The 10,937-nt window shown below is 49.4% G+C and carries 10 protein-coding genes; all 10 read right to left on the reverse strand.

Annotated features, from left to right (window positions below; genetic code table 11):
• Window positions 1–26 precede the first annotated feature (26 nt).
• The 10 genes from rplW to rpoC all read right to left on the reverse strand — a co-directional run bounded on the left by rplW (window position 27) and on the right by rpoC (window position 10,828).
• Entirely contained in the window at window positions 27–317 is a 291-nt protein-coding gene (gene rplW / locus ACE5KN_RS29175; RefSeq protein WP_375528035.1) for a 50S ribosomal protein L23, read from the reverse strand.
• A complete protein-coding gene (gene rplD, locus ACE5KN_RS29180; RefSeq protein ID WP_355325542.1) occupies window positions 317–940 on the reverse strand; it encodes a 50S ribosomal protein L4 in 624 nt (207 codons plus the stop codon). The genes rplW and rplD overlap by 1 nt, the downstream gene beginning before the upstream one ends.
• A 26-nt stretch (window positions 941–966) precedes the next feature.
• Window positions 967–1,590: a 50S ribosomal protein L3 gene (gene rplC, locus ACE5KN_RS29185; RefSeq protein ID WP_375528034.1), complete on the reverse strand. Its 624-nt coding sequence runs from the start codon at window positions 1,588–1,590 to the stop codon at window positions 967–969.
• A gap of 39 nt (window positions 1,591–1,629) precedes the next feature.
• On the reverse strand, window positions 1,630–1,938 hold the full coding sequence (gene rpsJ / locus ACE5KN_RS29190; protein WP_006676490.1) for a 30S ribosomal protein S10: 309 nt from the start codon (window positions 1,936–1,938) through the stop codon (window positions 1,630–1,632).
• Window positions 1,939–2,242: 304 nt separating this feature from the next.
• A complete protein-coding gene (gene tuf / locus ACE5KN_RS29195; RefSeq protein WP_375528033.1) occupies window positions 2,243–3,433 on the reverse strand; it encodes an elongation factor Tu in 1,191 nt (396 codons plus the stop codon).
• A gap of 92 nt (window positions 3,434–3,525) precedes the next feature.
• On the reverse strand, window positions 3,526–5,601 hold the full coding sequence (gene fusA / locus ACE5KN_RS29200; RefSeq protein ID WP_375528032.1) for an elongation factor G: 2,076 nt from the start codon (window positions 5,599–5,601) through the stop codon (window positions 3,526–3,528).
• A gap of 46 nt (window positions 5,602–5,647) precedes the next feature.
• On the reverse strand, window positions 5,648–6,118 hold the full coding sequence (gene rpsG, locus ACE5KN_RS29205) for a 30S ribosomal protein S7 (protein ID WP_375357238.1): 471 nt from the start codon (window positions 6,116–6,118) through the stop codon (window positions 5,648–5,650).
• 52 nt (window positions 6,119–6,170) lie between these two features.
• Window positions 6,171–6,593 carry a 30S ribosomal protein S12 gene (gene rpsL, locus ACE5KN_RS29210; RefSeq protein WP_375528031.1) on the reverse strand — a complete coding sequence of 141 codons (423 nt, stop codon included), beginning with the start codon at window positions 6,591–6,593 and terminating at the stop codon, window positions 6,171–6,173.
• Window positions 6,594–6,741: 148 nt separating this feature from the next.
• Window positions 6,742–6,993, reverse strand: a complete 252-nt coding sequence (locus ACE5KN_RS29215; protein WP_375528030.1) for a ribosomal L7Ae/L30e/S12e/Gadd45 family protein — start codon at window positions 6,991–6,993, stop codon at window positions 6,742–6,744.
• 220 nt (window positions 6,994–7,213) lie between these two features.
• Entirely contained in the window at window positions 7,214–10,828 is a 3,615-nt protein-coding gene (gene rpoC, locus ACE5KN_RS29220) for a DNA-directed RNA polymerase subunit beta' (protein ID WP_375528029.1), read from the reverse strand.
• Window positions 10,829–10,937 lie beyond the last annotated feature (109 nt).

Genomic DNA, 10,937 nt, shown 5'->3' on the forward strand with positions numbered 1-10,937 from the left:
TTTCCCTCCTTACTTTACAGTTTCAATTATACCGTTTCAAAAAACTCGAGCGGTTTGCTGTCTTTAGTCAGCGTTACGAAAGCTTTTTTCCACTCGCTGGTGTAACCGGAATAACGGCCATAACGTTTGGGTTTCGCAGGAACACGCAGAGTGTTCACATTCGCAACCTTCACGTTGAAAATTGCTTCGATCGCTTTTTTGATTTCCGTTTTGTTCGAGCGGATATCCACTTCAAACACATATTTCAAGTCAGTCATCATTTCAGCCGTACGCTCAGTGATGATCGGACGTTTGATAATATCACGAGGATCCTTCATTACGCGAACACCTCCTCAACTTTCTGGACTGCTTCTTTCGTAATGATCAGTTTGTCGTGTTTGAGCACGTCAAGAACATTAATGCCATCTGCTGCGACAAATTTCACGCCAGGAATATTCCGTGCGGAAAGAGCCACATTATCATCATAGCTAGGAGCTACGACCAAAGCTTTACGGTCTGCTTTGAGGTTGTTCAAAATGGCAACAAATTCTTTCGTTTTAGGAGCGTTCATAGTAAGAGCGTCCAGTACGATAATTTGGTTCTCGATCACTTTGGAAGACAGTGCCGATTTGATAGCCAGACGGCGAACTTTCTTAGGCAGTTTGTACGCATAGCTGCGAGGTGTCGGTCCGAAAACAGTACCGCCGCCTTTCCATTGCGGAGCGCGGATGGATCCTTGACGAGCGCGACCAGTGCCTTTTTGTTTCCAAGGCTTGCGACCGCCGCCGCGTACTTCGGAACGACCTTTCACTTTATGAGTCCCTTGACGCAGGGATGCCAGTTGCATAACAACTGCTTCATGAAGAACGTGCTTGTTCGGTTCGATACCGAATACTGTATCTTTCAATTCAACTTCGCCAACTTGGCTGCCGCTGATATTGTAGACTGCTACTTTTGGCATTTCGTGTTCCTCCTTTCTTCAGGCGATTAATTCTTCACCGTTGCTTGAATTTTTACGAAGCTGTTTTTCGGTCCTGGGATGGAGCCTTTTACGAGCAGTACGTTGCGCTCTGCATCGACTTTTACAACTTCAAGACGTTGAATAGTCACAGTATCATGACCCATATGTCCTGGAAGACGTTTGCCTTTAGGAACGCGGTTCGCTTGAATGGAGCCCATGGAACCTGGTCCTCTGTGGTAACGGGAACCGTGAGACATAGGTCCTGTACTTTGTCCCCAACGTTTGATTACGCCGGCAAAGCCTTTACCTTTGGATGTACCTGTTACGTCAACGAATTCGCCCTCTGCGAAGATATCAGCCTTGATCTCTTGGCCAACTTCGTACCCAGCCAGATCAACACCGCGGAATTCACGAACGTAGCGCTTAGGTGCAGTGTTTGCTTTTTTCGCATGTCCTGCTTCAGGTTTATTGGCGTTCTTTTCTTTCTTGTCGGAGAACCCGAGCTGTACCGCTTCGTAGCCGTCATTCTCAGCGTCTTTCTTTTGCAGAACCACGTTAGGACCAGCTTCGATAACTGTAACGGCAACCACGTTGCCCTCAGCGGTAAATACTTGGGTCATTCCAAGTTTTTTCCCTAAGATACCTTTCATGTTGACACCTCTTTTCCTTTCTTTAATCACGCATGTTTATTACAGTTTGATTTCGATATCTACACCGGACGGCAGGTCCAAGCGCATCAAGGCATCCACAGTTTGCGGAGTCGGGTTCACGATGTCGATCAGACGCTTATGAGTGCGCATTTCGAATTGCTCCCGGGAATCCTTGTACTTGTGCACCGCACGGAGAATAGTAATCACTTGTTTTTCAGTAGGCAGCGGAATCGGTCCGGAAACACCTGCACCCGAACGTTTCGCTGTTTCAACAATTTTCTCAGCGGATTGATCAAGAATTCTGTGATCGTATGCTTTCAAACGAATACGAATTTTTTGCTTTGCCATTTTAGTCCCTCCTTCTATCGCCCAATTTGGTATCGGACATACTCCGTGAAAATTTTCTGACCACCGCTCCATGGCAAAGGGGCCGGGTGTGTCAGTAACCTCTCACATCATCGCACAGTCGCAAACAACATTCTTATTATATAGAATATAGCAGCCCAATGCAAGCAAAATCCTAAAAGATTTTCTTGACCCAAATCTGCAATGCAAAAAGCCCCCGTCTGAAAGACGGAGGCTTCTGAATCCTTTACAGTACACTGTTGCTCGTTCCAGTACAATGTTGCTTATATTCAAGGGTTAACCCTTATTATTTCAAGATTGTTGCTACAGCGCCAGCACCTACTGTACGGCCGCCTTCGCGGATCGCGAAGCGAGTACCTTCTTCGATCGCGATTGGAGCGATCAGTTGTACAGTAACTGTGATGTTGTCGCCAGGCATAACCATTTCAGTACCTTCTGGCAGGTTGATGATACCTGTTACGTCAGTTGTACGGAAATAGAATTGTGGACGGTAGCCAGTGAAGAAAGGCTTATGACGTCCGCCTTCTTCTTTGGTCAGTACGTATACTTGAGCCGTGAATTCAGTATGAGGCTTAACGGAAGCAGGCTTAGCAAGTACTTGACCACGCTCGATTTGGTTACGGTCAACACCACGCAGCAGGGCGCCGATGTTGTCACCAGCTTGAGCGGAATCCAGCAATTTACGGAACATTTCAACGCCCGTAACAACGGATTTCTTAGTTTCTTCGTGGATACCAACGATTTCGATCTCGTCGCCCACTTTAACAGTACCACGCTCTACACGACCAGTAGCAACTGTACCACGACCAGTGATGGAGAATACGTCTTCGACTGGCATCAGGAAAGGCTTGTCAGTGTCGCGTTCTGGAGTTGGGATGTAAGTGTCGATTTCTTTGAACATCTCAACGATTTTTTGTGCCCACTCGCCATCAGGGTTTTGCAGAGCTTCACGAGCAGAACCACGAGTGATTGGAGTGTCGTCACCTGGGAATTCATATTCGTTCAGCAGGTCACGAACTTCCATTTCAACCAGTTCCAGAAGCTCTTCGTCTTCAACCATGTCGCATTTGTTCAGGAATACGACGATGTAAGGAACGCCTACCTGACGGGAGAGCAGGATGTGCTCGCGAGTTTGCGGCATTGGGCCGTCAGCTGCGGATACAACCAGGATCGCTCCGTCCATTTGTGCAGCACCAGTGATCATGTTTTTAACATAGTCAGCGTGGCCTGGGCAGTCAACGTGAGCATAGTGACGTTGGTCAGTTTCGTATTCAACGTGAGCTGTGGAGATCGTGATACCACGTTCTCTTTCTTCTGGCGCTTTGTCGATTTGATCAAATGCTACTGCAGCACCGCCGTAAGTTTTGGACAGTACAGTTGTGATAGCAGCAGTCAGAGTTGTTTTACCATGGTCAACGTGACCGATAGTACCAATGTTAACGTGTGGTTTAGTACGTTCAAACTTAGCCTTTGCCATTTGAACAATTCCTCCTCAATATCTTGGGTTATGTTTAGACCATCAGGTGCGCAATTATAAAACTACTACACCTGACGACCATGTAAAACTTATTACTCGCCTTTGGCTTTGGAGACGATTTCCTCAGCGATATTCTTAGGAACTTCTTCATAGTGAGAGAGCTCCATGGAGAACACGCCGCGGCCTTGTGTACCGGAACGAAGTGTTGTGGAATATCCAAACATTTCGGACAGAGGTACTTTGGCACGGATAATTTGAGCGCCGCCACGGGAGTCCATACCTTCGATACGGCCACGGCGGGAGTTCAGCATACCCATTACGTCACCCATGTATTCCTCAGGAACCGTTACTTCAACTTTCATAATCGGCTCGAGCAACACAGGCTTACACTTGTCTTTCGCTGCTTTCAGCGCCATCGAGCCAGCGATTTTGAACGCCATCTCGTTGGAGTCGACATCGTGGTAAGAACCATCAACGATGGTAGCTTTTACGTCTACAAGCGGGAAGCCGGCAAGTACACCGTTCTTCATTTGTTCTTCGATACCTGCAAGAGCCGGAGCGATGTATTCGCGAGGAACGGACCCGCCGACAATTTTGCTGTCGAACTGGCTGCCTGTACCTGCTTCCAGAGGCTCGAATTCAACCCATACGTGACCGTACTGACCACGACCACCGGACTGACGAACAAATTTACCTTCCACACGAGCAGCTTGACGGAATGTTTCACGGTAAGCAACCTGAGGTTTACCCACATTGGTTTCTACCTTGAACTCGCGGCGCATACGGTCAATGATGATGTCCAGGTGAAGCTCACCCATACCAGCCAAAATCGTTTGGCCTGTTTCTTCATCGGTGTGTGCACGCAGAGTTGGATCCTCTTCCGTCAGTTTGCTGAGAGCAGTACTCATCTTATCTTGGTCAGCTTTTGTTTTCGGCTCAACCGCGATTTCGATAACCGGATCCGGGAAGTTCATGGATTCCAGAATTACCGGATGCTTCTCATCACACAGTGTATCACCTGTGCCTGTATCTTTCAAACCTACGGCAGCAGCGATATCACCGGAGTATACTTCAGTAATCTCCTGGCGGCTGTTCGCATGCATCTGAAGGATACGTCCGATCCGCTCACGCTTGCCTTTGGTCGCATTCAATACGTAAGATCCGGATTGAAGTACGCCGGAATATACGCGGAAGAATGTCAGCTTACCAACGTAAGGGTCTGTCATGATTTTGAAGGCCAATGCAGAGAATGGCTCTTCATCAGAAGACTTACGGATAGCTTCCGTGCCGTCTTCAAGAACACCCTTGATGTCAGGCACGTCGATTGGAGCAGGCAGGTAATCGATAACAGCGTCCAGCATCAGCTGAACCCCTTTGTTACGATAAGAAGATCCGCAGATTACCGGGAAGATTTTAACGGCTACGACACCTTGACGGAGAGCGCCTTTGATTTCTTCAACCGTCAACTCTTCTCCTTCAAGATATTTCATAGTCAACTCTTCGTCCAGCTCTGCAACCTTCTCTACCAGTTCCATACGAAGTTCTTCAACTTTGTCTGCATATTCTGCAGGAATTTCGGCTTCTTCGATATTTTGACCAAGGTCATCCTTGTACATATAAGCCTTGCGCTCAATGATATCGATGATACCGACAAAGTCGTTTTCAGCGCCGATTGGCAGTTGAATCGCAACAGCGTTAGCTTGAAGACGATCGCGCATGTCGCTAACAACGTTCAGGAAGTCGGCACCGATGATATCCATTTTGTTTACATATGCGATCCGTGGAACGCCGTAGCGGTCAGCCTGTCTCCATACGGTTTCAGACTGAGGCTCAACGCCTTCCTTCGCACTGAAAACACCTACTGCTCCGTCCAATACACGAAGGGAACGTTCAACTTCAACAGTGAAGTCAACGTGCCCTGGGGTATCGATGATATTAACGCGGTGACCCTTCCAAGCAGCAGTGGTAGCAGCGGATGTAATCGTGATCCCGCGCTCCTGTTCCTGTTCCATCCAGTCCATTGTCGCAGCGCCTTCGTGAACCTCACCGATCTTGTGCGTACGGCCAGTGTAGAACAGAATCCGCTCAGTTGTGGTAGTTTTACCAGCGTCAATATGAGCCATGATCCCGATATTACGTGTATTTTTCAAGGAGAACTCTCTTGCCATGAAATGGGTCTCCCTTCAAAATTGAAGTTTATTAGTGAGCTGAATCCTACCAGCGGTAGTGAGCAAACGCTTTGTTCGCTTCAGCCATTTTGTGTGTGTCTTCACGTTTCTTAACGGAAGCACCAGTGTTGTTGGATGCGTCGATGATTTCTGCAGCCAGACGCTCTTCCATTGTCTTCTCACCGCGGCTGCGCGAGTAGTTCACGAGCCAACGGAGTCCCAGGGAAGTACGTCTCTCGGGTTTAACCTCGATTGGTACTTGGTAGTTGGCACCGCCTACACGGCGAGCTTTAACTTCCAGGACTGGCATGATATTCTTGATAGCTGCTTCAAATACTTCCATTGGATCGTTGCCCGTACGCTCCTGAATGATGTTGAATGCATTATACAGGATGCTTTGAGCAACTCCGCGTTTTCCGTCGAGCATGATGCGGTTGATCAAACGTGTAACAAGCTTGCTGTTATACACTGGATCAGGCAGCACGTCTCTCTTGGTAACTGGACCTTTGCGTGGCATGGATATCCCCCTTTCTCAATTGTTCAGCCGGCAGCTGCCGGTCTATTTTTCATTAAGCCTTTTTAGCTTTAGGACGTTTCGCGCCGTATTTGGAACGAGCCTGCATACGGTTGTTCACGCCTGCTGTATCCAAAGCACCGCGTACGATGTGGTAACGTACACCCGGAAGGTCTTTTACACGACCACCGCGAATCAGCACGACACTGTGCTCTTGCAGGTTATGTCCGATACCCGGAATATAAGCCGTCACCTCTACACGGTTCGTCAAGCGAACACGAGCATATTTACGAAGCGCGGAGTTCGGTTTTTTCGGAGTCATTGTACCTACACGAGTGCAGACACCGCGTTTTTGCGGAGAGCTGATGTCGGTAGCTTCACGTTTCAAAGCATTGAAACCTCTTTGCAGAGCTGGTGATTTAGACTTTTCGATTTTGGCTTTACGGCCTTTACGCACCAATTGGTTAATAGTTGGCATTGTACTGCCACCTCCTTCCTCAATTCTTCATGATCTTTTGATAAACACACTTTTAAGTCCACAGACCCAGGCGGTTCATAAAAGAACAAATGAAAAGTTTTTGCCTTTTGGATTCTCTTAAACCCTGCTGACAAAAACGTTTCTTACCCTATTGTTTTACGATAGCAGCCATTGCAGCTCCCACTTCGATTCCGCAGGCCTTGCCGAGATTGCTCATCGTATCGACTAGCGTCACTTTAACCCCGTGCTTGTCGCACAGTTCAACAAGTCTGGAAGTGAGGCGCGGATCTGCGTCTTCAGCCAAATATACTTCCGAGGCGAAGCCCAATTCAACCATCTTAATGGTCTGTTTGGTACCGATCTTGACATGAGCATCTTGCAGACTTTGTTCTTTAGACATTTCGCATTCCTCCGAAAAGACCTTAATCACAATCCTGCATCTCACGCACCTTTGCTATATTAGCACTGACGAATAGGCAATGTCAAGATATTAATTCATATCAATTACAAGGATTTGGAACATGGCCAGGAAGGGGGCAGGCAGAAGCTTTCCCCTTCCTTTCTCCATGTCCCTAACCTAGTGAATCTTAACTGATAGAACTGGTGTTCATCCAATTGGCTTAGTCAGCCGATACCGGTTCGAGCTCTTCCGGAGAAGAATCTCCGTTATCAGGCTCCATGATTTGCACGCTGCGGTAGCGGTTCATGCCTGTTCCCGCAGGAATAAGCTTGCCGATGATCACATTTTCTTTCAGGCCGAGCAGTTGGTCCACTTTGCCTTTGATTGCAGCATCGGTCAACACGCGTGTTGTTTCCTGGAACGAAGCCGCGGACAGGAAGGAATCCGTTTCAAGGGACGCCTTGGTGATACCCAGCAGAACCGGTTTGGCTACTGCAGGCTCCTTGCCGTTCAGGATAGCCACTTTATTGGCAGCTTCATATTCATGTACGTCAACGAAAGATCCAGGCAGAAGCGTTGTGTCGCCCGCATCAATGATACGGATTTTGCGCAGCATCTGACGAATCATGACTTCAACGTGTTTGTCGTTGATTTCTACGCCCTGGTTCCGGTATACACGCTGAACCTCCTGAAGGATATAGTTCTGCACGCCGCGGATACCTTTAATGCGCAGCATTTCTTTAGGGTCAATGGAACCGTCCGTCAGTTCGTCACCAGCTTCAATGGCCATGCCTTCACTTACGCGCAGACGAGAGCCGTAGGTGACAGAGTACGTTTTGGTTTCCGCTTCCCCTTCGATATCGATTTCACGGCGGTCCTTGCCTTCGCGGATTTCTTTAACCGTACCGTCAATCTCACTGATTGTGGCTTGACCCTTAGGGTTACGGGCTTCAAAGAGCTCCTGAATACGAGGCAGACCCTGGGTGATATCGTCACCCGCAACACCGCCGGTGTGGAACGTACGCATGGTGAGCTGTGTTCCCGGTTCGCCAATGGATTGGGCAGCGATAATTCCAACTGCTTCACCGATCTCAACAAACTTCCCGGTAGCCAGGTTGCGGCCATAACACTTTTTGCAGACACCATGTTTCGCACGGCAGCTGAGTACGGACCGGATTTGCACCTTGTCGATTCCCGCCTTGACGATCGCTTCCGCTTTATCGGAATCGATCAGCTCATTGCGGCGGGCAATAATTTCACCCGTTTCCGGATGACGGACTGTTTCGAAGCAGTAGCGTCCTTCCAGACGATCATACAGATCCTCGATAACCTCTTTGCCGTCTTGAATCCGGCCGACGGTAAAGCCTTTATCCGTACCGCAATCATCCTCGCGGACGATGACATCCTGCGCCACGTCAACGAGACGGCGTGTCAGGTAACCGGAGTCCGCCGTACGAAGTGCCGTATCCGCCAGACCTTTACGGGCACCGTGCGTCGAGATGAAGTACTCGAGTACGGTCAGGCCTTCACGGAAGTTCGACTTGATCGGGAGCTCGATAATGCGCCCGGACGGGTTCGCCATCAGACCACGCATGCCTCCAAGCTGGGTAATCTGCGATTTGTTACCGCGCGCCTTGGAGTCTACCATCATCATGATGGAGTTGTAGCGGTCCATGGATTTCAGCAGCACGTCCGTCAGCTCATCCTTCGCCTTGGACCAGATGTCGATAATCCGGTCATAACGCTCTTCGTTCGTAATCAGACCACGGCGGTACTGATTCGTAACGATTTGCGCCTTGGCATCGGATTCCTCCAGAATTTTCTTCTTCTCTTCAGGCACGACAACGTCGGAGACCGCTACAGTTACGCCTGCGCGGGTAGAATATGTGAAACCGAGCTGTTTGATTTTATCCAAAATCACAGCAGTCTCTGTTGTATGGTAAATCTCGAAGCAGCGGGCGATAATGTTGCCAAGGTAGTCCTTGCCAACCCCGCTTGCCTGCGGCGCGTTTTGAATCGCCTCAACAATGTTGGCGCCTTTATCATAGATAAAGAACTCCTCCGCCGTTCCTTCAAGAAGGTTGGCGCGTGTCGCATTGTTGATATACGGGAAGCTCGCAGGGAAAATTTCGTTAAAAATAATTTTACCGATGGTTGTGATCAGCATCGCATTTTGCTGCTTTTCGGTGAAGCTTGTTTTGCCAAGCACCTTAACCGGAATAGCTACGCGTGCATGCAGACCTGCGGTTCCGCGCTGATAGGCGGATACAGCTTCGTTGACGCTGCCCAGGATCATGCCTGTGCCTTGTTCTTCTTTGTTGTCCATCGTCAGGTAGTAAGAGCCCAAGACCATATCCTGGGATGGGGTGACAACCGGCTTGCCGTCTTTCGGGTTCAGAATGTTCCCGGAAGCAAGCATCAGCAGGCGCGCTTCAGCCTGTGCTTCAGCGGACAGCGGAACGTGTACGGCCATTTGGTCACCGTCGAAGTCGGCGTTGTATGCCGTACATACGAGCGGATGCAAGCGGATGGCGCGACCTTCGACGAGGATCGGTTCAAACGCCTGAATACCGAGACGGTGCAGCGTAGGGGCACGGTTCAGCAGAACCGGATGCTCCTTGATCACTTCTTCGAGCACATCCCATACTTCGGCGCTTACGCGTTCAACCTTGCGTTTTGCGCTCTTGATGTTATGGGCAAGCCCTTTATTTACAAGCTCTTTCATTACGAAAGGCTTGAACAGCTCCAGCGCCATCTCTTTCGGCAGACCACACTGGTACATTTTCAGGTAAGGACCTACTACGATAACCGAACGGCCAGAGTAGTCTACCCGTTTACCCAGCAGGTTCTGACGGAAGCGGCCTTGTTTACCCTTCAGCATATGGCTGAGGGATTTCAAAGGACGGTTGCCGGGTCCGGTAACGGGACGTCCGCGGCGGCCGTTATCGATCAGCGCATCGACAGCTTCCTGAAGCATGCGTTTTTCATTCTGTACGATGATGTCAGGCGCACCAAGGTCAAGCAGTCTTTTCAGACGGTTGTTGCGGTTGATCACACGGCGGTACAGATCATTCAGGTCGGAAGTCGCAAAACGTCCGCCATCGAGCTGAACCATCGGGCGAAGCTCTGGTGGAATGACCGGCAGCACGTCCATGATCATCCATTCCGGCTGGTTGCCGGAGTTGCGGAAGGCTTCGATAACTTCAAGGCGTTTGATCGCACGGTTGCGACGCTGGCCTTGAGCTGTACGCAGCTCTTCCTTCAGGAATTCGAGCTCTTTGTCGATATCAAGGTCCTGGAGAAGCTTTTTGACAGCTTCCGCACCCATGCCTGCCTGGAAACCGTAACCATATTTCTCACGGTAGCTGCGGTACTCTTTTTCGGAAAGCAGCTGCTTTTTCTCCAAAGGCGTATCGCCAGGATCTGTTACAACATAAGATGCGAAGTAAATAATCTCCTCAAGAGAACGAGGCGACATATCGAGCGCTAGGCCCATACGGCTTGGAATCCCTTTAAAATACCAAATATGCGATACAGGTGCAGCCAGCTCAATATGGCCCATCCGTTCGCGGCGAACCTTGGCGCGGGTTACTTCCACACCACAGCGATCGCAGACAACGCCTTTGTAACGAACGCGTTTGTACTTGCCGCAGTGACATTCCCAGTCCTTGGTCGGCCCGAAAATTTTCTCGCAGAACAGTCCTTCTTTTTCAGGTTTAAGCGTACGATAATTGATCGTCTCCGGCTTTTTCACTTCTCCGCGGGACCAAGAGCGAATTTTTTCCGGGGATGCAAGCCCGATTTTCATGTATTCGAAATTGTTGACGTCCAACAAGGAGCAACCCTCCTTAACCCTATCCTAATTACTAGGTTCCATAACGGCCCGCCTTCACGAACCGTTACGGGAGCCTGCACATTGCCATTGTCTTAGACGAGTCACTTGC

The sequence above is a fragment of the Paenibacillus terreus genome, from assembly GCF_042138595.1.
GTDB classification, from domain to species: domain Bacteria; phylum Bacillota; class Bacilli; order Paenibacillales; family Paenibacillaceae; genus Paenibacillus; species Paenibacillus terreus.

What these genes read in the sequence shown, in the direction of transcription:
- rplW (WP_375528035.1), bottom strand. Translation starts at nt 317, where the DNA reads ATGAAGGATCCTCGTGATATTATCAAACGTCCGATCATCACTGAGCGT.
- rplD (WP_355325542.1), bottom strand. Translation starts at nt 940, where the DNA reads ATGCCAAAAGTAGCAGTCTACAATATCAGCGGCAGCCAAGTTGGCGAA.
- rplC (WP_375528034.1), bottom strand. Translation starts at nt 1,590, where the DNA reads ATGAAAGGTATCTTAGGGAAAAAACTTGGAATGACCCAAGTATTTACC.
- rpsJ (WP_006676490.1), bottom strand. Translation starts at nt 1,938, where the DNA reads ATGGCAAAGCAAAAAATTCGTATTCGTTTGAAAGCATACGATCACAGA.
- tuf (WP_375528033.1), bottom strand. Translation starts at nt 3,433, where the DNA reads ATGGCAAAGGCTAAGTTTGAACGTACTAAACCACACGTTAACATTGGT.
- fusA (WP_375528032.1), bottom strand. Translation starts at nt 5,601, where the DNA reads ATGGCAAGAGAGTTCTCCTTGAAAAATACACGTAATATCGGGATCATG.
- rpsG (WP_375357238.1), bottom strand. Translation starts at nt 6,118, where the DNA reads ATGCCACGCAAAGGTCCAGTTACCAAGAGAGACGTGCTGCCTGATCCA.
- rpsL (WP_375528031.1), bottom strand. Translation starts at nt 6,593, where the DNA reads ATGCCAACTATTAACCAATTGGTGCGTAAAGGCCGTAAAGCCAAAATC.
- ACE5KN_RS29215 (WP_375528030.1), bottom strand. Translation starts at nt 6,993, where the DNA reads ATGTCTAAAGAACAAAGTCTGCAAGATGCTCATGTCAAGATCGGTACC.